Annotated in this window: 20 protein-coding genes and 1 pseudogene; 4 read left to right on the plus strand and 17 right to left on the minus strand. The window is 38.4% G+C overall.

All coding sequences use genetic code 11. The annotated features are described in order from the left end of the window. Positions 1–27: 27 nt before the first annotated feature. The 4 genes from LEUM_RS07720 to gatC all read right to left on the minus strand — a co-directional run bounded on the left by LEUM_RS07720 (position 28) and on the right by gatC (position 4,327). Positions 28–1,014, minus strand: coding sequence for a diacylglycerol kinase family lipid kinase (locus LEUM_RS07720; RefSeq protein ID WP_011680237.1), 987 nt, complete (start codon positions 1,012–1,014; stop codon positions 28–30). Positions 1,015–1,095: 81 nt separating this feature from the next. Beyond that, a complete protein-coding gene (gene gatB / locus LEUM_RS07725; protein ID WP_011680238.1) occupies positions 1,096–2,535 on the minus strand; it encodes an Asp-tRNA(Asn)/Glu-tRNA(Gln) amidotransferase subunit GatB in 1,440 nt (479 codons plus the stop codon). A gap of 15 nt (positions 2,536–2,550) precedes the next feature. Continuing rightward, complete coding sequence (gene gatA, locus LEUM_RS07730; protein WP_011680239.1) at positions 2,551–4,017, minus strand: Asp-tRNA(Asn)/Glu-tRNA(Gln) amidotransferase subunit GatA; 1,467 nt, start codon at positions 4,015–4,017, stop codon at positions 2,551–2,553. A 1-nt stretch (position 4,018) separates the two neighbouring features. Next, complete coding sequence (gene gatC, locus LEUM_RS07735) at positions 4,019–4,327, minus strand: Asp-tRNA(Asn)/Glu-tRNA(Gln) amidotransferase subunit GatC (protein ID WP_025268372.1); 309 nt, start codon at positions 4,325–4,327, stop codon at positions 4,019–4,021. A gap of 220 nt (positions 4,328–4,547) precedes the next feature. Here gatC and rpsO point away from each other — a divergent pair, with 220 nt between their 5' ends. After that, the gene (gene rpsO / locus LEUM_RS07740; protein WP_011680241.1) at positions 4,548–4,817 is read left to right on the plus strand and encodes a 30S ribosomal protein S15; all 270 of its coding nucleotides are present in this window, start codon (positions 4,548–4,550) and stop codon (positions 4,815–4,817) included. 49 nt (positions 4,818–4,866) lie between these two features. Continuing rightward, positions 4,867–5,118: a 30S ribosomal protein S20 gene (gene rpsT, locus LEUM_RS07745; RefSeq protein ID WP_002815336.1), complete on the plus strand. Its 252-nt coding sequence runs from the start codon at positions 4,867–4,869 to the stop codon at positions 5,116–5,118. 55 nt (positions 5,119–5,173) lie between these two features. Here the strand turns inward: rpsT and LEUM_RS07750 are convergent, their stop codons facing one another. The 13 genes from LEUM_RS07750 to LEUM_RS07810 all read right to left on the minus strand — a co-directional run bounded on the left by LEUM_RS07750 (position 5,174) and on the right by LEUM_RS07810 (position 17,973). After that, positions 5,174–6,538 carry a DEAD/DEAH box helicase gene (locus LEUM_RS07750; RefSeq protein WP_011680242.1) on the minus strand — a complete coding sequence of 455 codons (1,365 nt, stop codon included), beginning with the start codon at positions 6,536–6,538 and terminating at the stop codon, positions 5,174–5,176. Then, the gene (locus tag LEUM_RS07755; RefSeq protein WP_011680243.1) at positions 6,538–7,518 is read right to left on the minus strand and encodes a DHH family phosphoesterase; all 981 of its coding nucleotides are present in this window, start codon (positions 7,516–7,518) and stop codon (positions 6,538–6,540) included. Before LEUM_RS07755 ends, LEUM_RS07750 begins: the two co-directional genes overlap by 1 nt. 39 nt (positions 7,519–7,557) lie before the next feature. Next, on the minus strand, positions 7,558–8,643 hold the full coding sequence (dinB, locus tag LEUM_RS07760) for a DNA polymerase IV (RefSeq protein WP_011680244.1): 1,086 nt from the start codon (positions 8,641–8,643) through the stop codon (positions 7,558–7,560). Between the two features lie 47 nt (positions 8,644–8,690). After that, positions 8,691–9,692, minus strand: coding sequence for a DNA polymerase III subunit delta (gene holA, locus LEUM_RS07765; RefSeq protein ID WP_011680245.1), 1,002 nt, complete (start codon positions 9,690–9,692; stop codon positions 8,691–8,693). Next, entirely contained in the window at positions 9,661–11,943 is a 2,283-nt protein-coding gene (locus LEUM_RS07770) for a DNA internalization-related competence protein ComEC/Rec2 (protein WP_011680246.1), read from the minus strand. Before LEUM_RS07770 ends, holA begins: the two co-directional genes overlap by 32 nt. Before the next feature lies 1 nt (position 11,944). Then, positions 11,945–12,580 carry a helix-hairpin-helix domain-containing protein gene (locus LEUM_RS07775; protein ID WP_011680247.1) on the minus strand — a complete coding sequence of 212 codons (636 nt, stop codon included), beginning with the start codon at positions 12,578–12,580 and terminating at the stop codon, positions 11,945–11,947. Between the two features lie 64 nt (positions 12,581–12,644). Further along, positions 12,645–13,736: a SepM family pheromone-processing serine protease gene (locus LEUM_RS07780; protein ID WP_011680248.1), complete on the minus strand. Its 1,092-nt coding sequence runs from the start codon at positions 13,734–13,736 to the stop codon at positions 12,645–12,647. Next, entirely contained in the window at positions 13,720–14,208 is a 489-nt protein-coding gene (gene coaD, locus LEUM_RS07785; RefSeq protein WP_010290182.1) for a pantetheine-phosphate adenylyltransferase, read from the minus strand. The genes LEUM_RS07780 and coaD overlap by 17 nt, the downstream gene beginning before the upstream one ends. Positions 14,209–14,211: 3 nt before the next feature. After that, positions 14,212–14,766 carry a 16S rRNA (guanine(966)-N(2))-methyltransferase RsmD gene (gene rsmD / locus LEUM_RS07790; protein ID WP_011680249.1) on the minus strand — a complete coding sequence of 185 codons (555 nt, stop codon included), beginning with the start codon at positions 14,764–14,766 and terminating at the stop codon, positions 14,212–14,214. Positions 14,767–14,787: 21 nt separating this feature from the next. Beyond that, a complete protein-coding gene (locus LEUM_RS07795) occupies positions 14,788–15,078 on the minus strand; it encodes a YlbG family protein (protein WP_002815350.1) in 291 nt (96 codons plus the stop codon). Next, on the minus strand, positions 15,075–16,247 hold the full coding sequence (locus tag LEUM_RS07800) for an FtsW/RodA/SpoVE family cell cycle protein (RefSeq protein ID WP_011680250.1): 1,173 nt from the start codon (positions 16,245–16,247) through the stop codon (positions 15,075–15,077). Before LEUM_RS07800 ends, LEUM_RS07795 begins: the two co-directional genes overlap by 4 nt. Then, the gene (gene pepA / locus LEUM_RS07805; RefSeq protein ID WP_011680251.1) at positions 16,247–17,314 is read right to left on the minus strand and encodes a glutamyl aminopeptidase; all 1,068 of its coding nucleotides are present in this window, start codon (positions 17,312–17,314) and stop codon (positions 16,247–16,249) included. Before pepA ends, LEUM_RS07800 begins: the two co-directional genes overlap by 1 nt. Next, the gene (locus tag LEUM_RS07810) at positions 17,311–17,973 is read right to left on the minus strand and encodes a 2,3-bisphosphoglycerate-dependent phosphoglycerate mutase (protein WP_010280422.1); all 663 of its coding nucleotides are present in this window, start codon (positions 17,971–17,973) and stop codon (positions 17,311–17,313) included. Before LEUM_RS07810 ends, pepA begins: the two co-directional genes overlap by 4 nt. 340 nt (positions 17,974–18,313) lie before the next feature. Between LEUM_RS07810 and LEUM_RS07815 the strand changes: the two are divergent. Both LEUM_RS07815 and LEUM_RS07820 read left to right on the plus strand, forming a co-directional pair. Continuing rightward, positions 18,314–19,670 (plus strand): annotated as a pseudogene (locus LEUM_RS07815) (MATE family efflux transporter). Between the two features lie 153 nt (positions 19,671–19,823). Continuing rightward, a complete protein-coding gene (locus LEUM_RS07820) occupies positions 19,824–21,131 on the plus strand; it encodes an NCS2 family permease (protein WP_011680253.1) in 1,308 nt (435 codons plus the stop codon). Positions 21,132–21,167 lie beyond the last annotated feature (36 nt).

Here is a 21,167-nt window from a genome sequence, read left to right on the forward strand (position 1 = left end):
GGCGCCATAATTAGCGCCTTACTGATGTTACTTTGTATCTAGTTTTTCGGCTTCTTCAACAAATTTACGTTTAGCAACACTTACAGAATTTTCTGACATGCCTGAACGATTGGCCACAAATTCAATATGTTGTTGTAAATCAGTAAATTTCATTGGCGCATCACCACCATATTCGCCATCTAAATTCACTTTCATTTGGTCATTATCTAGTGGCAAGATCTCTACTTTGTTGGTTTTCTTATAGATTAACTTAGGATTATCAATATGCTTACCGCCATTAATCATCTGCGCCACCATCTGTAGCATCTGTGCCAAGTTAGCTTCTTTAATGATTAAGAGCGTAAAACGACCATCGTCTAACTTTGCATCTGGCACAATGGACTCAAAGCCACCGACAGAATTAGTCAGTGCCAAAAAGATCATCGAAGTTTTTCCTGAATACTCACCATCATCAAATATAACCTTGGCATTAACTGCTTTAACTCGAGTAATCAGCTCTGCCCCCTTAACCAAATAGGCCAAATAGCCATATAATGATTTCATCAACGAAGGTACTGCATACGTCACCTCGCTAATAGTTCCTAGAGCGGCAATATTCATAAAATACTTAATTTCGTTATCTTTTTCAATTTTACCTATGTCCATTTTAATGGTTTCATTTTGCAAAATTACTTTTGCTGCTTCTAATGGCTCATCGCGAGGTAATTTTAATGCACGTGCATAATCATTGGTTGTACCCGCCGGTATGACTGCCATCATCGGGCGCTTTGTTAAGGGAGATAATCCATTAACAACCTCGTTAATTGTTCCATCCCCACCTGCTGCGACAATAAGATCAAAACCAGCCTCAGCAGCACGCCTTGCTTCTTTCGCCGCACTCAGTGGTTCTGGTGTAGTGGCAAAAGCCGAAGTTTCATACCCAGCTTTTTCATAAACTGCGAGGATATCAAGCATCTCGCGTTTAATAGCCTCTCGACCCGAAGTTGGATTATAGATAATTCTTGCTCGTTTCATGCCGGCAAACACTTTTCCTTTCAGCTTACAATATGTACGCGAGAAAAATCTCGCTTATTGACTAGTTTACATTCTCAACATTTATCGTTTTTTTAACTCTGACAACAACAACTTATTCAAAACACTTGGATTTGCTTGTCCTTTGGACATTTTCATAAGTTGCCCAATAAGATAGCCAGTAGCACGATCTTTACCGCCCTTGAAGTCTTCAATAGATTGCGGATTATTGTCCAATACTTCAGTAATCCAGCCTAACAACAAATCTGGATCACTTAATTGAACCAGACCATGCTTCTTAGCAAAGGCTTCTGGCTCTTCACCAATCATAATCGCTTCAAAGACTTGCTTGGCTTGCTTTGTAGAGATTGTTCCGTCTTCAATCAACTTAATCATGCCTGCTAAATGCTCAGGAGTCAAACGCGTGTCTTGCAGCTCGACTTGATTCTTATTCATATAAGCATTCACATCACCAATTAGATAGTTAGCAGCGCGTTTTGGATCAGCTCCTGAAGCTACAGTCGCATCATAAAAATCAGACATAGCAAGCGTCTGTGTCAAAACTTCTGCATCATAAGGTTCAATTCCCAAGTCATTTACATAGGCTTCTTGACGTTCACTCGATGATTTTGGTAAGTCTGCAGCAACTTCATCAATCCATTTTTGATCAATGACCACCGGAGATAAATCAGGTTCTGGGAAGTAACGATAGTCGTCTGCTCCCTCTTTTACACGCATTAAGATTGTCGATTTAGTTGGTTCATCATAGCGTCGAGTTTCTTGTTGAATTACACCACCAGAACGCAAAACCTCTGCCTGTCGCTTTTCTTCAAAAATCAATGCGTTACGAACGTAGTTGAATGAGTTAATATTCTTCATTTCAACTTTTGTTCCATACTGATCTGATCCAAATGGTCTGAGTGATACATTGACATCTGCACGCATTTGACCTTCTTGCATCTTAGCTTCAGAAACACCTGTAAATAAAATAACTTGGCGCAACTGCTCTAAGTAAGCATAGGCCTCATCTGGTGAAGCAAGATCAGGTTCTGAAACAATTTCAATCAATGGTGTCCCTTGACGGTTTAAATCAACATAAGAATAACCATCAGATCCGTGTGTATTTTTACCCGCATCTTCTTCAACGTGCATTTCTGCAATGTGGACACGCTTTACCGTTCCATCGGCCAATGTCACATCTAAGTAACCGTTAGTACCAATTGGTGTTTGTGATTGCGTTGTTTGATAAGCCTTGGGGTTATCAGGGTAAAAATAGTTTTTACGGTCCCAACGAATCAATGGCGAAATTTGTGCGTGTAATGCCAGCGCAACACGCATACCATATTCCAATGCGCCTTTGTTTGCTACCGGCAAAACACCAGGATAACCAAAGTCAATTACGTTTGTATTAGTATTTGGCTTGTCACCATAGTGAACCGGTGAAGGTGACAACAGCTTTGAGTTTGTTTGCATTTCAACGTGGACTTCAAGTCCAATCGTTGTTTCAAAATTTCCAGTTCCCATGTGTGCCCCTCCTCTTTAATATTCTTTCGCAACGTCAGGATGTTGTTCAAACAAACGGCTGGCTTGTTCGTAAGCATATCCTGTTTGATAAACAGTCTGTTCGTCAAATGGCTTACCAATAATTTGCAAGCCCACAGGCAATCCATCAACAAATCCAGCGTTGACTGACAAACCAGGTAGACCAGCTAAGTTTACTGGGATAGTCAAAACATCTGCCAGGTACATTGCTGTAGGGTCATCAACCTCTTCACCAAGACCATATGCAGCTGTTGGCGCAGTAGGTCCAACAATTACATCATAGTTTTCAAAAACCTTATTAAAGTCCTCAATCAACAATGTACGAATTTTAGCGGCCTTCTTAAAGAAAGCATCATACGCTCCAGCTGACAATGAGAACGTTCCTAACATGATACGACGCTTGACTTCGTCACCAAAACCTTCTGAACGTGTTTTGACATATAAATCTTCCAAGTTTTTAACGTCATCGGCACGGAAACCATATCTCACACCATCATAACGTTGTAAGTTAGATGATGCTTCTGATGACATGATAATATAGTATGCAGCCACACCGTATTTAGTGTGTGGAAGACTTACTTCGTCAACAGTTGCTCCCAATGCTTCTAATTGTGCAATAGCAGCCTTGACTTGCTTGGCAACTTTTGGATCAATACCTTCACCAAAGTATTCTTTTGGCACAGCGATCTTTAAGCCCTTAACATCACCGCTTAACTTTGCAGTGAAATCAGGCACTTCACGCTGCGATGAAGTTGAGTCTTTCTCGTCGAAACCAGCAATAGCATTTAGTACTGTTGCGTTATCCTTCACAGTTCTTGTGAAAGGCCCGATTTGATCAAGTGAAGAAGCCATGGCAAACAAGCCCCAACGTGAAACACGACCATACGTAGGCTTTAAACCAACAATTCCATTAAAGGCAGCTGGCTGGCGAATTGAACCACCGGTATCAGACCCTAATGCAAATGGCACTTGTCCAGCGGCAACTGCTGCAGCTGATCCACCTGATGATCCACCTGGCACCTTACTATGATCCCACGCATTTGATGTTTGTTTATAGTATGAGGTTTCTGTTGAACCACCCATGGCAAATTCATCCATGTTAGTCTTTCCAACAGAAACCGCCCCTAGGTTTTGCAATTTTTCCACCACTGTCGCATTATAGATTGGCTTAAAACCTTCCAAAATATGCGAAGCACCCGTTGTTTGAATGCCCTTGGTTGCCATATTATCTTTCAATCCCAAAGGGAGACCCGTCAAGACATTCGAAAAATCAGATTTTTCATCAATTTTTTGAGCTTGTGCTATAGCTTCGTCTGGGTTTGTGCTAATAAATGCATTTAATTTATCATCAGTTTTAGAAATGTTATCAAGCGATGCACGTGTCAAATCTACCGCACTTACTTCTTTGTTTACCAACTGATTGTGCAAAGAAGTTAAATCATGCTCAAAATAATTAATTGTCATGTTATTCCCCCTCACCATTCAAAATTGCAGGAACCTTAATTAAATCTGCAGCTTCAAGTGGTGCATTATTAAGAAGTTCTTGTTTTTGATTCCAGTTATTTGCGACATCTTCACGCAAATGATTAACATTTTCCGTTACTGAGTATGTTGGGATAACATCATCAGTATTTACCTCGCTCAACGTATCAAAAATATTCAAGATATCACCCAATTGTGTTGTAAATTGGTCAAGATCAGCATCGTTAAAAGCTAATTTGGCTAACCCTGCAACATGGGCAACTTCGTCACGTGTGATTGTTGTTTCGGCCATAAATATCCGCGGGTGCATACATTTCTGTAGGCACACTTCCTTTCAGTGTTTATATACTAGTCCATTTTATCACATATTTGTCAATCTCTCGCCTTGCATTTCAATGGTATTCCTGTATAATTAAGAACGTTGTACAAACAACACGACCAGTAACTTTGTTGAGCGGCTCACCATCGCTTTACGCAGTCTCTGGCGACATTTTAGAAAGGTGGATATAAATATGGCACTTACACAAGAACGTAAGAACGAAATCATCAAGGCATACGCCCGCCACGAAGGCGATACAGGTTCAGCTGAAGTACAAATCGCAGTTTTAACTGCTGATATTAACGAGTTGAACACACACATGGCAGCTCACAAGCATGATTTCCACTCACAACGTGGATTAATGAAGAAGATTGGTAGCCGTCGTAACTTATTACGTTACCTCCGCAATACTGATATTCAACGTTATCGTGAATTGATCCAACGCTTAGGTTTGCGTCGTTAATCTTAGGATTACTTGAAAACCTCGTATCAAATTTAAGGAGAAAAGACATATGCCTGTTATTGAATCAGCAATTCAACGTGTTCGTCTTACTAAGAAGCAACACGACCGTAACGAACCACAACTCAGTGCTTACCGTACAGCTGTAAAAAAGTTTGAAAAAGCTGCAGCTGCTGGTACAGACAACTTAGCAGAATTATACAAGGCTGCTTCTTCAGCTATTGATCACGCCTACTCAAAAGGTTTGATCAAGAAGAACAAAGCTTCACGTGAAAAGTCACGTTTAGCTAAGTACGTTAAGTAATTAACCTACTTCCTTGAATACTAAAAGGACTTGGAAAAATTTCCAAGTCCTTTTTTTAATGTTCTCCACGTTGTTTGTTTGCTTTGCGTGTTGCTCTCATTTCTTGTCGTTGAGATATTCGACGATCCATTTGATTTTTACGCTGAATTGCATTTTTAATGCGTCTTTTGTAACCTGGCTTGACATTTTTCTTTTTCTTTTTAACCATACCAACCATAGTTGAATCCAATTTTTTGGTTGTGGCTACTCGCTGAACACGAGCCCTTCGATCCTTAACGTCAATAATTTCATTGCCCTTAATTTGCTTAGCCTTAAAAGTGATACCCAAGGCTTCTAATTCAGCAACTTCATTTTCTTCATCTGGACCATACAACGTAATGGCTAATCCAGGCAAACCATTACGGCCCGTCCGACCCACACGGTGAACAAAGAATTCTAATTCGGCAGGTATATCATCATTAATGACATGCGAAACACCTTCAATATCAATACCACGTGCAGCAAGGTCTGTTGCCACGACATATTGGTATTCTAAGTTTTGGATTGCTTTCATCACACGTCGACGTTCACGTGGTTCAATATCGCCATGTATTTCGGCCACTTTCAAACCATGTCCACGCAAAAAACTCGAAATTTCCTTCGCACGCTCTTTGGTATTAGCGAAAACCAATGCTAAGTATGGATTACCAATAGTTAATACTTGATAAATAATGTCATTCTTATCTTTTGACTTAGTAGCTAATAACCAATTGTCAATTGTATCGGCAATGACCGTTGACACTGGTATAGCTTCAAAATGTGGGTTATCTAAATATTTTTTCAAGAATGGCTTCAACTTTTCTGGCATTGTCGCACTGAACACCAACGTCTGAAGACCCTCAGGCATTGCACCTGCAATATAATCGACTTCATTTAAAAATCCCATATCTAACGTCATATCAGCTTCATCTACAACAAGCGTATGAACTGCATGTAACTTCAATGATCCAGACTCTACTAAATCTTTAATCCGACCCGGTGTCCCAATGACAATTTGTGGTTGGTGATTTTCCAATTGTTTAATTTGTCGTTGCTTGTCTGTTCCACCCACAAACTCAGAAATGGAAATATCAGTGTTTAGCTGATTGGAAAATTCTTTCATCGCCTTGGTGATTTGCGCTGCCAATTCACGTGACGGTGTCGTAATTACTGCCTGTACGTATTCGTTATCCTGCTCTAATTGATTCAAGATTGGAATCAAAAATGTGTGCGTCTTTCCTGAACCAGTTTGCGATTGTCCGACCACATCTCGTCCTTGTAAAACATCAGGAATTAATTTTGCTTGCACAGCAGTTGGTTCATAAAAGCCAATAGCACTTAATGCGTCAATAACTTCCTTTTTTAAATTAAATTGTCCAAATTGGTTTGCTTTTTCAGCCATCAATCTTCCTTTTCTGCGTCTTGCTTCTCGCTAAGAGCACTATCAACTATATTGATTAAGCGATCTATATCACCTTGATCTTGCGCCCAAGCTCCTGAAGCCATTGGATGACCGCCACCCTCAAATTGGTTTGCAATCTTATTAATTGCAATTGTTCGTGAGCGCAGTCTGACACGATAGTTTCCTTCGTCTTGTTCTTCAAAAATAGCCCATGATTTCACACAATCTATCTTTGATGGTAATGGTACAACAAAAGCTGTCCCGGCATCTTTCAAGTCAAATTGCTTTAACAATTCTTTAGTTAAAATAACATAAGCAAATCCCGATGGCAGTATGCTTAAGTTTTGCAAAACATAGCCTGACAATTTGGCTGCGTTTTCCGAAATGGTTGCCATCGCATGATGAATTTCTTGATAATCAAAATCATACTTAAACAGTTCTGACACCACACGGAACGTTTCTGAATCGATACTATACATAAATCGACCCGTGTCTCCAATAATACCAATATATAATAGGCGCGCTGCTTTTTTGGTCATCACCAATCCTTGACCCTTAAGTTTTTCATAAAACTCAAAAATCATTGTGCTTGTAGCGGAGTGACCATCTTTAACCCATTGCCAATCCCCGTATGGTTCATCATTTGGATGATGATCTATTTTAATAACTTCTAAACCATCTGGCCAGCGTTGGTCATCTACACGCGGTGCATTGGCTGTATCAGTTACAATAACAAGAGCCTTATTGTAAGCAGCATCGGGTATAACATCCATGAAATTGTCATCTTCATTCATCCATGATAATCCTTGAACTTCTTTGCCTACAGCATATATCTTTTTTTCTGGAAAACTTGCTTTTAATATCTCTTTCAAACCCAACTGTGAACCAAAAGCGTCTGGGTCAGGCCGTTGATGCCGATGAATAATTATTGTATCGTAACGCTTGATCTGTTCTAATATTTGTTCTTCGATTACTGACATGTTTATACTTTCTAATTATTATTTTCTATTATTGTAACATTAAAACAGCGTTATTTCCTCAAATCCGCTAGACTGTAGGTTACTAAGTGATATTCCCAATAAACGAATAGAAAAAACTGCATTCATATTCTCATCAAATATTGTCTGCGCTACAAATACTATACTCCCAGCTTCTAATTTGAAAGGCACACTTTGAGTTACAGAACGTGTGATAGTATTAAATTCGCTGTCACGAATTTTTATATTTAGCGTACGTCCTACTAATTTCTTATTTTTCATGATTTTAACAATTTCCACAGCCAATTTTTTGAATTCTAGATTAACTTCATCTCTTGTTTGTACAAATTGATCAAAGGTTTCTTCTTTTCCTACGGATTGTCTTTGACGATGCCATTGAACTTCGCCAAAATGAACACCTCTAGCCTGCCAAAACAAATGTTCACCCATTTTTCCAAATTGAGCTCGTAACGTTTCTTGAGGTATCATGCGCAATTGTGCGCCATTCTCAACACCCAGCATTGCAAATTTTTCTTGTGTTTTTTTCCCAACTCCTCGAAAAGAGGAAATTGGTAATCTTGCCAAGAAATCTAATGCATTATCTTTTGTTATTACAGTAACGCCATTTGGCTTATTGAATTCTGATGCTAACTTCGCCAACAATTTATTGTACGAAACACCAATTGAACTGGTTAACTGCGTTTCTTTTAGAATTTGGTGACGAATTTTTGCCGCTAATGTCGCTCCCGTGAGTACGCTATCTGTTAAATCTAAGTATGCCTCATCAAATGCAATAGGTTCAATTTTATCAGTATACTGATGAAAAATATGATGAATTTGCTGAGATATCATCTTATATTTCTGAAAATCAGGTCGCATGAAAAATGCATCTGGCGCTAATCTTTTGGCCTCGGCAGCGCTCATTGCTGAATGCACTCCTAATTTTCTGGCGGCATAATTAGCAGTCGCAACAACACCACGTCCGTTTGACTCAATAGGATCACGCGAAATGATCAATGGCAGATCACGCAACTCAGGATGATCACGCATTTCAATTTGGGCATAAAAGGCATCTAAATCAACGTGAATAATTCTTCTATTGTCTGCTGCGATAAGAAATTCTGGCATACTATAATTTTATCACAGGAACAAGTGTTCTTATTCAATAAAAAATATTACTGAAAATTTTTTAAAATAAACCGCTCAAATAAAAGTTCTGGATCTTGAGATGTGGATTTCAATTGTGTTTCGATATCAATCATACCTAGATACCCTGTTCGTACAAACTGTGGTGGATAAGACCTTAATGCTTCTTTGGCTAATTTTACTCGATAAGGATGAACCTTGAGTTGCGCCCCAATGTCTTGGTCATTCCCAGACAACCCTGCAACCTGCAAAAGTAATCTAAATTGATTAGTTAAAACAGCATTTAATCGCAACGGGGCTTCGCCATTCTGTAAAAGATCATGATAAAGGGTTAGTGCTTCTTGAGGTCGTCGTTTAATAACTGCGTCTACCAAATCAAACGCATTAGCTGTCAGTGTCTTGGGAACTAATGCCGATACTACGTCTAGTGTTATTTTTTTTGTCTGTTCCGCATAGGTTATTAGTTTAGGCAATTCGTTTTTCATATCTGTGTACTGGGCATTAGTACGCTGCATTAATTCATGAAGTGCTTCTGGTTCTATGGCATACGAGCGCTGATCTAGTTGTTGAACGATAGCCTGTTGCGCCTGGCGCTCGTTAAGAGCTGGTAAAGAAATATTTTCAGCCGTTTTCAGAAGGACTTTTGCTAATTTTTTACGCTTGTCTAATTTTAAGTCATTGGCAAAAAAAACAACAATATTTTGTAATACTGGCTGATCAAATAATTTTAATAATAATTCTTGATCACGATCCCCAACTTTTCCTGTAGCAGTCAAAAATTGTGGATTTTTGACCACAACAACACGACGATCACCGAAAAAAGGCACGGACATAGCATCATTAATTACTACATCCAATGTCTGTTCGGTTAAATCAATCTGGGAATAATTCATGTCACGATCTTCTTGATCAACTAATCCCTTAAACATTGATTTTGCGTGGCTTAGCAATGTTTCTTCTTCTCCTGTCACGATATAAAAGTTTGCCATGGCATTATTTTCAATTTGCTGTTGTAGTTGTTTTAGGTTCATGGGGTATTTTTACCTTAAAATGTCCGTTTAATCCTGAATATTCATAACACATCATACCATTTATTTGTGTATTAAAGACAGTCATTTTATTATTCTGAGCTGTTTCAAGCGTTTCTTTATTTGGATGGTTATAGCGATTGTTTCGTCCGGCAGATATTATGCCAATTTCAGGATGCCATTTATTGATAACTTCAGGATTTGTCGATGTTTTTGAACCATGGTGACCAAACTTTAAGATGTCAACATGCATATCTGGCAAGAAATTTGCAATCTGTTTTTCTCCAGATTGGTCTAAATCACCAGCAGTGAAAATATTTTTCCCTCCAATATGGCCAAATAACGCGATACAATCCTCATTTTTTGCTTGACCACTTTTAAACGGATGAACTATTTGAAGCGGTAGTTTCGATACTTGAATATTATTGGTAACTTCTGTTACTTGTGCTGACCTAAGATATGGTTTAATTTCGGTTTTAAACGACGATTGTTGCATCATTCCAGCTGGAATAATAACATTTTTAACATTCATTTTTGTTAATATGACTTTAGCATTACCGATATGGTCTTGATCATGATGTGATAAGACCAAGTTATCAATCTTACTAATCCCCCGGCTATGTAAATAATTAACAATTACCGTCTCGCCATTGGTACGGAAGTACTTCTGTTTTTGCCATGCTGGCTGTTCGCCAAACGTTACTTTTCCTCCAGTATCTATTAACGTAATTGTTTTATTGTACGGTTCACGAATCACTGCTGCATCCCCTTGTCCTATATCAAAAGTTGCAAATTCGCCATGATATGGGAGATGTACGAAAATCATGGCTACACTAAAGGAAACAAGCCACGATATTCTCGAGATATGCTTAATTTTGGCTTCACGCGCAAACATCCCTAAAGCCAAAAACAAAAGTATTGCAGCTAGTGCGTTAGGTATTTTACCAACCACAAAATTTCCTGGTAACGTTGCACATAAATCTACCATATAAGCAAAATACCGGATGATTAGGTTTGTTATATATGTTAAAAATGGAATATATTGACCAAAAAAACCTATCATAACCAAAGGAACAATTACTGTACCAAAAATAGGAATTGCAGCAAAATTGATAAATGTTTGCAGAATGTGCCATGTATATTGTTGTTGAATAATAAGCGGAAAACTAACTAAGCTCATCAAAATGTTAGTTTGCCAAAATGTTAGTCTCTGTGCAAATGTCAAGCAAAAGGTTAAGGCAAATGACAGTTGTCCTCCTAGCGTCAATAAAATTTGCGGCACCATAGCTAAACTAAACAACAGACTCAACGACCAGATAACCTGAGCTTTTATCTTCTTATTTGTTAAATCCTTTAACAATATTAATTCTCCTGAAATGATAGAACGAATTAATACATCGGGTTCTCCCGCAAATATAAAATATGCAATCAGTATTATACTCAACACCAATATAGTATATTCTTTTGGGAACCAGATCCTTCTTGATATTTGCATCAGTAATGTCATTAAGAAAGTCACGTGAAATCCTGACACGCTGAATAAGTGAATTAACCCTAACGTTTGTACTCCTGGATTATCTTCATATAAGGACTGAGGTGTCGTTCCAAGAATTAAAGCCTCTGCATTTGCACTAAGCGGAGAAGGAAGCCGCTCGGCATTATGGATACCGACGCTATGCCATTCATGGAGTTGATATCTAATTTTTTGTAGTAAAGTTGACGGTTTGGCTACCTCCGTATACCATGATTTGATATTGATTTGATGTGTGATTGACTTTGTTAAATAAAATTTTTGAGAGTCAAATTGATTGAAATTAGTTGGCCCAGGTATACGCGTTAATTCAGCTTCTGCTTGAAAACAAATGACTTTATTGTTTTCAAGCCACATGTTTTTTATCTTTTCATCTGGAAAAAGCCAATACAATTTGACTTTCTCATGGTTATCTAACTGAGCCGTTGCCTTGAGATTTGCTCCATCAATTTGAATATCATCTGGAAAAATAATACCTCTTACATGATGTTGCTTATCATTTTTTTGATTGACTTGTTGCTGTAAACAATGCGAATTGTAAATAAAATAAACCATAAAAGGTAGTGTCAGCAGTAAGATTTTGAACAAAAAATCAATTTGCCGTTGCCAAGAACACAATACGACCATAAAAGTAAAAAGGAACCAAGTAACTGCACATGAATAATAGATAATGCCAGTTAAACTTGCTATCAACAAACTAGCAAACATTAAAATCCGCGCCATATTAAACAGTCACTTTATCTTTCAAAGCTTCAAATCTTTTTTCACCGATACCGGAAATCTGTTTAATTTCCTCAATAGATTTAAATCCACCGTGTTCTTCACGATATGCAATGATTTGTTCCGCTTTCTTGACACCAATTCCATCTAATGTTTGTAATTCCACTACCGTAGCGGTATTCAAATTAATAACTTCATTATCTGTCGTAGTCACTGCTGACGTACTACCGTTGTTTACAGGAGCAGAAGATGTCTCTCCTCTCATAGGAACGTACACAATTTGTCCGTCCGTCAATTTTTGGGCTAAATTAACTTGCTGCATATCTGCTTCTTCTAGGGTTCCACCAGCCTGTGCAATGGCTGTTTGTACACGTGCAAAACTAGTAATGTTGTAGACCCCAGGCTTTTTGACAGCGCCCTTAACATCAACCATTACGATTGAGCTATTTTTGTCGTCAGATTCAGATTTCTTTACATCACTTGTACTTGCTATTGAAGAAGATAATGATGTCTGCGGTACTTCTTTGGTCTGATGAGAATATGCACAATAAGTAATAGCAGCGAGAATAAATAAAATGATGAATATCCAAATTTTATACTCATAGTATTTTTCTTTTACAATTTCTAACATGTCTGACATTTCAATCCCTCTACTTTCATAGTACGAATTTCAAAATAAAAAAGCTTACCATAGCAGATAAGCTTTATTTCACACTGTCAGTTGTCTTAATTACTTTCCCTGTTTGCAAATAATTGATGACATCATCAAATGTTTGCACAGGAATAACTTTTAATTTAGGTGCATATTTTTTGGCCGTATCTCGAGCTAGCATGTAGTTAGTTTTATGTTGCTCTTCATACTTGAGTAACTCTTTGCTTGGCTTTACATATGGCGCAAAGAATACTGTTGATCCGGCTGCCTTAGCAGCCATAATCTTCTTATCAATACCACCAATTTCACCCACATAGCCATCAGCACTCATTGTACCAGTACCAGAAATATTACGTCCCTTAGCTAACAAATCACCAGTCAATTGATCATAAATCTGTATGGTAAACATTAAGCCGCCTGAAGGTCCACCAATTTGGCCGGCATTGACACTAACTTTTGGCGTTGTTGTAACGGCCACATTATCCGTCAGCACGATACCTATTCCAGCACGGCCATTTGGGTATTCTGCCGTCTTGGTCCCAGCGAGCTTAATTGTATCACCAGTTGCTTGGCCGTTTTTACCATCCCGGGTGTAGTCGACAGTGACTTTCGTTCCCTTGGATTTATTGGCTAAATACTTAATAAAGCTATCTGAGTTTTCGTAGTGATGACCGTCGATTGCAGTGATGGTATCTCCTACTTTGATACTCTTTTTGAAATGAGATTTAGAAGAGACACTCAGTACGTAGATACCACGATATTTTGTCGTAATAGGTTTATTCGCTTTTTTAAAGGCGACCTGCTCAGCATTGGCAATTGCACTTTGCATATAAAAATCTTGTACTTTACTAAATGTAGCTGAACTTTGTCCACCAGTAACTTCCTTTGCAGTTGCATACGACAGGTGTGGATTAATTTTAGTTTGTAAATACTTAAATCCATTCGCTTGGGACAAATAAACGGATGTAATTCTGTATTGTCCCTTTGATGTATCCTTTTTACCATCAATTTTAACAAACTGTGCTAAGTCGTCTGCTTCACCAGGTGACTCAATGTAACCGTTCAACGGCCAAACGCCAACTACGATACCAACTATTACTAAAAGGGATGCAACAGCAAGAACTATTTTACTTTTTTTGCGCATTCAGTCGCTCCTTTAATGCTTCAACAATGGCCTTTGGGACAAACTTTACCATATTATCAGCACCCATACTACCAATTTCTTTGACCATGGAACTGGAAATATTTTGATTTTTCGGTTTTGCAAGTAGTAAAACGGTCTCAACATCTGCCAGAGCACTGTTCATTCCGGCAATATCACGTTCATACTCGAAATCTTTACCATTTCGAAGCCCTCGAACGATATACTTAGCACCAACTTCGTTCATGAATTGAACTGTTAGTCCCTTCATGATTGCTACCTCAACATTTGGCAAATCTTTAACGACAGTACTAATTAATGTCATTTTTTCTTGTGGTGTGAACAGTGCCGCTTTGCTTGTATTATTACCAACACCTACGATTACTTTTTCAAATATACCACTAGCACGTTTAATAATGTCTAAATGACCGTTGGTTAACGGATCAAAACTACCAGGAAATACTGCTATACTCATAATTTAGCCCTCATATTGATATATCGTCACTACGGTTATACCATAATGTTTCTGTTGAATGATTGAGAAATCATCACTTTCATTCGGTAAATTTGCCTCATCGTTGCTTTCAGCCAATATAATAGCACCCGAGTTTAATAACCCATTTTCTGCCATAAACGACATATCTGCAGCAATGGTTTCTTTAGCATATGGTGGATCCAAAAAAATCAAATCAAATTTTTTTGAATTGGCTACAAAATTAAGCAAAGCTTGTTGCGCTGGCGACTTTAGGACCGTAAACTCATCAGCATGGTGTGTCTTCTCAATATTCTCTTGAATGATCTTAATTGCTTGGAATTGGCGATCTACTAACGTAGCATGCATCATACCTCTTGAAACAGCTTCAATGCTCAGGCCTCCTGTACCTGCATATAAATCAAGTACATCCCCGCCGTCTAAATACGGCATTAACATGCTAAACATGGCTTCTTTCACTTTATCCGTCGTTGGACGTGTTTTGTCGCCATTGACTGCTTCAAGGCGTGTTCCTCGAAATCTTCCTGATACTACCCGCATGATTATACGATATACAAACTCTTAGTTTGTATTTCCTCCTTCATCATAATTTTCAAAGAAAATATCATCATGCAAATTGTCTAAATCAGGATTAATTTCCGGACGTGGCGACATGACGACTTTTTTTACAAACTTGTATTGCTTAATTTTTTCAACTAATTGTTCAACATTTTCATCATTCACATATAAACCCACAAACATCATCTTGCGAGATATGTAAGTAATTTGACCAAACTTCTTAAGCTGTTGTGCATGCCTTATATTATTGATATAGATATAAATTGCACGGCGTGGTTGTATTTGAAATGTCATCGATAATCCTTTCTGGCCACTGTATCATTTGGATGAATGACTGGTTTTTTCTTCTGTTGCGCAGCAATATTCAACGTTAGACCAATGGCAGCGCTAAAGGCTATATATGATGATCCACCACCAGAAATAAATGGAAAAACAACACCCGTTATTGGTAACACACCAATAACGCCACCTAAATTAACAAAAGCTTGGATAAATAATAAGGTAGCTACACCATACATGACTAATCGTTGATATTGACGTTTTTGTCTAATGCCCAAAATAATCAGGCGCGTAATGATTATTAATAGTAAAATTAACACAATTACAGTCACTACTGCCCCTAGTTCCTCTGTCATTACTGCCATAATAAAATCCGTATTTGATTCAGGTAGATATGGCTTTATGAGAGAATTTCCTAAACCAACACCAAACATGCCACCATGAGCTATGGCGTAATAACCGTATAGTAGTTGACGGCTTTGATCTGGGTCAGCCCAAGGATTAACAAAATTAATTAATCTTAAAATACCATAATGCGTACTACCGGTCAGATGAAATACTTTATCGATCAAATTAATGATTGGCTGTAAAAGTCCAAAGCCAATGCCAGCGATAGCAAACCAGGCAACGGTAATCTTTTTAGACACCCCAGCTGCAAGTACAATGGTTAGCATAATGATGGCGGCAATAATCATATTACCATTATCTGGCATAATAAATAATAAAAATAGAGATGAAAAAGGTAAAAACCAAGCATTGATTTGGCTAATTGGCTGTTGTGGTAATTTAACGTGTGGTTGCCATGGATGTTTAGCAAAAAAATCAGCAAAGTATAATATCAAAACTAATTTTAAAAACTCAGCCGGCTGCAAAGTAATAATCCCCAGTGGAATCCAACCGTGAGCGCCATTAACTGCTGGCATTATTCTGGCAATAATTAAAAGCCCAATTATACCAAACATCATCACCTTTATCCATTTTTCATTGCGCCAATTGTTAATATTAAAATGAAATAAAGTAAACGCACCAATCCAACCAATAAAAACAAAAAGAAGTTGTTTGTAAAAGTTTAGCATTGCTGAATTCGTTAAGCTCGCCGAAAAAACCATTACCACACCCAACGCACTGAGTATGGCAAATGGTACCGCAATCCAATAATCTAATTTTCTGATTTTTTTAAACATTAATCGCCCATAATAGTTTTAAGATTTGCATCATCCAAATTTTTGGCAATGGCCACAACAAATGCTTTAGATGCTTCAAAATCCTTAATTGACCAAACTGTTTGGTGGGTGTGTATGTAACGAGAAGCAACACCTAATGCAACGGCTGGTACACCAGTTAACTCAGTTTGAGCTGCTGCTGCATCAGTTCCACCCTTGGAAACAAAGTACTGATAAGGAATATGGTTATCTTCAGCCACAGATAACAAAAATTCTTTTAAACGCAGTGGCATAACAACAGTTGGATCAAAAACACGTAATAACGTTCCTTGATCTAGGATTCCTTGGTGTCCATTTTGTCCTGAAGTATCATCTGCAGCACTAGAATCAACTGCGAAAAAAATATCTGGTTTCAGTAAATTGACGGCGCCATGTGAACCGCGTAGCCCAACTTCTTCTTGAACATTGGCGCCCATTATCAAGGTATTGGGTGTCTGAACATTTTCTAGTTCTTCCAAAGCGTCTAATATTGTCACAAGTCCAAATCGATTATCCCATGATTTAGATATTACGCGCCTTTTATTTGCTGTCATAACAGTTGATACTTGTGGCACAATAAAGTCCCCAGGACGGACACCAAATGACCACGCTTCATCCTTGTCCAAAAATCCGCCATCAAATAAAATATCCTCTACGGTTGGCATCTGTGGGCCGTGAGCGCTGCCGCGTAATAAGTGTGGTGACACAGAACTTGAAACAATAGGATACTTACCTTTACTTGTGAACAAAGTAAATCTCTGCGAACTAATTACTGCTGGATTCCATCCACCAAGGGCGGCCACTTTAAGTGCACCACTAGGCAGAATATCTTTCACAATAAATCCAACTTCATCCATATGCGCTGCAAACATTACACGTGGACCTTGTCCTTCTTTAACACCGTAAACACCACCAAGTCCCTCTTGGTGGATTGTATCAACCAATGGTTCCAAATCAGAACGGAAAGATTGACGAATAGCGTGTTCTTGACCAGAAGTGCCTTGTAGTTCCGTATACTTTTTCACACGAGCCCATGTTCTATCATTCATTCTAAATAAATCCTCTCACTAAATCCTTCTTCATACTCGTACAAAATAGGTTCGCCATTGTCAATCTCAAGACCGTCTATGTCTTCATCGCTAATATGTTCTATATATTTGACTAAAGCACGTAAGGAGCTACCATGTGCGACGATTAAGACATTTTTATCCTGCTGTATCTGAGGTAAGATTTCTGAATGCCAATAAGGAACAAGCCGATCACTGGCCATTTTCAAGCTCTCACCACGTGGTTCTAAGTCTTCCGGGTAACGTCTATCTGGAATAACGTGTTCTAGTAGTGGTGGCGTAGCCGTATAACTACGTCGCCATAAGGCAACTTTATTTGCGCCATATTGTTGACGAGCGTAATCTTTATTCAAGCCACGTAATGCACCATAGTGCCGCTCATTGAGTTGCCAAGCCTTATGGAGTGGTAACCACAACTGCTCAATTTCTTCCAATATAATATTGTCAGTTATGATTGCGCGCTTTAAAAAAGAAGTAAATGATACATCGAATTGCAAACCATGTCGCTTCAAAACTTCACCAACACGGTTCGCTTGTCTAACCCCTTTTAAGGTCAGTGGAACGTCAGTCCATCCGGTAAATTCATTGTCACGGTTTGCTGTTGACTCTCCGTGGCGAACTAACACAAGTTTAGCAGCCATATGCAACTCCTTTTTTATACTCTTCCTATTATATCGTTTCAATCATTTTAAAGCTACGTAAGCAAATATTGGATTGCTCACAAATGATCATTTTTTAATATTAGTATGATTATATCATTATTCGAAACATCAATTATCGACGATGTCAGCTCGAAGATATTTTAATTTATCTCCGAATTTAATTCAAAAGACATGAAAAAAATCTTAGTAAAAACCTAGTGTATCCAGCCTTTTACAAACAGATGTCTTTCTTATAAATTTTAGAACAAAACCCTAGTCAAATAACCACTATTCGTTTAGAATATATGTTCAAGACATTTTTATCTATATTGGAGAGATTATGCGTGATTTAACTCAGGGGAACTCCCGCAAAGCAAATTTTATTTTTTACAATTCCACTCGTAATTGGAAATCTTTTCCAACAATTATATAATTTTTCCGATACGCTGATTGTTGGGCAAACACTTGGTGTGAAATCTCTTGCTGCTGTTGGAGCAACTGGTTCAATCATGTTTTTAGTTATAGGATTCGTACAAGGATTCACTTCTGGATTATCAATTATTACAGCGCAACGTTATGGTGCTCGTGATATCGCTGGTGTGCGCAAAAGTATGGCATCAACAATTATCGTATCAGCAATAGTCACTGTAATCGTTACCGTGGTGAGTTTTATCCTAATCTATCCACTACTTAAAATCATGCAAACCCCACCAGACATTTTGAATCAAGCATTCACATTTATTAGTATCATCTTAGGTGGTATTTTTGCTACGATGGGGTACAATGTCACCGCTAATGCCCTTCGTGCAGTGGGTGATTCTCGCTCACCATTAATTTATTTGGTTGTTGGTATGTTTGTTAACATTGGCCTCGAATTATGGTTGATTTTAGGCCTTGGTTTTGGTGTTGCTGGAGCAGCTATTGCAACTGTTATTGCACAATTAGTCTCTGCTATTCTAAGCTTTTGGCACATTTATAGATTTGTCCCCCAGCTTCGTGTTGATCGTGACGATTTAAAATGGGACGCAAAAGACATTCGCACTCATTTACACGCCGGCCTACCTATGGGCTTTCAAAGTTCAATTATAGCGATTGGCTCATTAGTTCTACAAGGTGCATTGAATACATTAGGAACAGACGCAGTTGCAGCAACCACGGCTGCGCAACGTATTGATCAAGTGGCTACACTACCTATGATGTCATTTGGTATAACAATGGCAACCTTCGCTGCGCAAAACTATGGTGCCAAACAATATCAACGCATTTTAATCGGGGTAAGACATGCGCTATTTATGAGCATGGGGTTTGGCCTGTTTATGGGTATTTTAGAAATTATGTTTGGTCATGTTGCTGTGTCTATGTTTGTCGGTGCTGATCAACATCGTGTATTATCATTAGCACAACAGTACTTCTGGGCTAACGGTGCCTTCTACTATATACTATCCGCTTTGTTTATCATACGATATGTTTTGCAAGGACTCAATGACTCTAGAACCCCTACCTTTGCTGGTATTGCTGAATTAGTTATGCGGACAGTAGCAGCAATTACTTTAGTTGGACCTTTCGGATTTTTTGGTGCCAGCTTGGCCAATATGTTAGCTTGGACAGGTTCTGTTCTGGTCATGATTCCAGCTTATCTCAAAACCGTTAAAATGCTAAAAGAACAGCATATTTCATTGAATTCCGAACATTTATAATGTTTCGTTCGTTTATTAAGCGCTTTCACTTGCTGTTTTTCCCTATTATTCGCGAAAACATCTTTTATTTTCTCATTTTTAATTTAATTATTAGTAAATGACTGCTAAAATTAAATTGTACGTTATTCGTAACTAAATATTTGGGAGGCAATCATGTCTACGATTGCACATTATTTCAAACTTGACGAACTCAACACAAGTGTTCGGACCGAGTTTATTGCTGGTTTAACTACTTTTGCGTCGATGGCTTACATCTTATTTGTTAACCCTACTGTTTTGGGTGCAGCAGGTATGGACAAAGGCGCTGTTTTCACAGCGACAGCAATTGCTTCAGCTGTCGCAACTATCTTCATGGGTGTCGTTGCACTCTACCCTATTGCTATTGCCCCAGGGCTTGGTGTGAATGCTTTCTTCGCTTATTCTGTTGTTATTGGCATGGGCGTAAAATGGGAAACTGCTATGGCTGGTGTGTTTGTAGCCGCATTGATTTTCTTAGTTTTAACGTTTTTCAAAATTCGTGAGAAAATCATCAATATTATCCCACAAAATCTAAAACTCGCTATTGCTTCGGGAATCGGGCTATTCATTGCTTTTATCGGATTGCATGATGCGGGGCTGATTGTAGCTAACAAAGACACCATGGTATCTTTGGGACATCTGTCATCACCTACATCACTATTATCAATTTTTGGAATTATTGTTACTTTCATATTGATGAGTCGTAAAACACCGGCTGCCATATTCATTGGTATGATTTTAACATCACTTGCTGGTATTCTAACCGGTCTAATCAAATTACCATCTGCCATTATTTCACCTGCTCCCTCACTTGCACCTACATTTGGTGCTGGCGTTATGCATGTTGGTGATATTAATTCTCTGCAACTAGTCACAGTTGTTATTACCTTCTTGATTGTTACTTTTTTTGACACAGCTGGTACAATGATTGGCTTGGCCACACAAGCTGGCTTCATGAAAAACAATGAAATGCCACGTGCTGGCCGTGCCTTAATGGCTGATGCGGTTGGTATGACAGTAGGTGCCGTTATTGGTACTTCACCTACTTCTGCTTATGTTGAATCGTCATCTGGTATTGCAGTTGGTGGTCGCTCAGGATTAACTTCCGTGTTCACTGGAATATTTTTCTTATTTGCTCTGCTCTTCTCACCACTTTTATCTGTTGTTACTTCACAGGTGACAGCACCAGCGTTAGTAGTAGTTGGCGTCTTAATGGCCAAAAACTTACGCTTAATTGATTGGGAAGATTTGGCTATCGCAGCACCAGCATTTTTGATTGTTATTGGTATGCCCCTAACCTATTCTATATCAGATGGTATCGCGCTTGGTTTCATCTTATATCCAATCACAATGATTGCAACTGGTCGTATTAAGAAAGTACATCCTCTGATGTATGTATTAGCGATTATGTTCATTGCATTCTTAATGATCATTGCGCATTAGAAACACAAAAAAAAGACCTCGCTTAAATTGCGCGTC

The organism is Leuconostoc mesenteroides subsp. mesenteroides ATCC 8293 (assembly GCF_000014445.1).
GTDB lineage: Bacteria > Bacillota > Bacilli > Lactobacillales > Lactobacillaceae > Leuconostoc > Leuconostoc mesenteroides.

Excerpts from the sequence above, each read along its gene's own strand:
- LEUM_RS07720 (WP_011680237.1), bottom strand. The coding sequence starts at position 1,014 with ATGAAACGAGCAAGAATTATCTATAATCCAACTTCGGGTCGAGAGGCT.
- gatB (WP_011680238.1), bottom strand. The coding sequence starts at position 2,535 with ATGGGAACTGGAAATTTTGAAACAACGATTGGACTTGAAGTCCACGTT.
- gatA (WP_011680239.1), bottom strand. The coding sequence starts at position 4,017 with ATGACAATTAATTATTTTGAGCATGATTTAACTTCTTTGCACAATCAG.
- gatC (WP_025268372.1), bottom strand. The coding sequence starts at position 4,327 with ATGGCCGAAACAACAATCACACGTGACGAAGTTGCCCATGTTGCAGGG.
- rpsO (WP_011680241.1), top strand. The coding sequence starts at position 4,548 with ATGGCACTTACACAAGAACGTAAGAACGAAATCATCAAGGCATACGCC.
- rpsT (WP_002815336.1), top strand. The coding sequence starts at position 4,867 with ATGCCTGTTATTGAATCAGCAATTCAACGTGTTCGTCTTACTAAGAAG.
- LEUM_RS07750 (WP_011680242.1), bottom strand. The coding sequence starts at position 6,538 with ATGGCTGAAAAAGCAAACCAATTTGGACAATTTAATTTAAAAAAGGAA.
- LEUM_RS07755 (WP_011680243.1), bottom strand. The coding sequence starts at position 7,518 with ATGTCAGTAATCGAAGAACAAATATTAGAACAGATCAAGCGTTACGAT.
- dinB (WP_011680244.1), bottom strand. The coding sequence starts at position 8,643 with ATGCCAGAATTTCTTATCGCAGCAGACAATAGAAGAATTATTCACGTT.
- holA (WP_011680245.1), bottom strand. The coding sequence starts at position 9,692 with ATGAACCTAAAACAACTACAACAGCAAATTGAAAATAATGCCATGGCA.
- LEUM_RS07770 (WP_011680246.1), bottom strand. The coding sequence starts at position 11,943 with ATGGCGCGGATTTTAATGTTTGCTAGTTTGTTGATAGCAAGTTTAACT.
- LEUM_RS07775 (WP_011680247.1), bottom strand. The coding sequence starts at position 12,580 with ATGTCAGACATGTTAGAAATTGTAAAAGAAAAATACTATGAGTATAAA.
- LEUM_RS07780 (WP_011680248.1), bottom strand. The coding sequence starts at position 13,736 with ATGCGCAAAAAAAGTAAAATAGTTCTTGCTGTTGCATCCCTTTTAGTA.
- coaD (WP_010290182.1), bottom strand. The coding sequence starts at position 14,208 with ATGAGTATAGCAGTATTTCCTGGTAGTTTTGATCCGTTAACCAACGGT.
- rsmD (WP_011680249.1), bottom strand. The coding sequence starts at position 14,766 with ATGCGGGTAGTATCAGGAAGATTTCGAGGAACACGCCTTGAAGCAGTC.
- LEUM_RS07795 (WP_002815350.1), bottom strand. The coding sequence starts at position 15,078 with ATGACATTTCAAATACAACCACGCCGTGCAATTTATATCTATATCAAT.
- LEUM_RS07800 (WP_011680250.1), bottom strand. The coding sequence starts at position 16,247 with ATGTTTAAAAAAATCAGAAAATTAGATTATTGGATTGCGGTACCATTT.
- pepA (WP_011680251.1), bottom strand. The coding sequence starts at position 17,314 with ATGAATGATAGAACATGGGCTCGTGTGAAAAAGTATACGGAACTACAA.
- LEUM_RS07810 (WP_010280422.1), bottom strand. The coding sequence starts at position 17,973 with ATGGCTGCTAAACTTGTGTTAGTTCGCCACGGAGAGTCAACAGCAAAC.
- LEUM_RS07820 (WP_011680253.1), top strand. The coding sequence starts at position 19,824 with ATGTCTACGATTGCACATTATTTCAAACTTGACGAACTCAACACAAGT.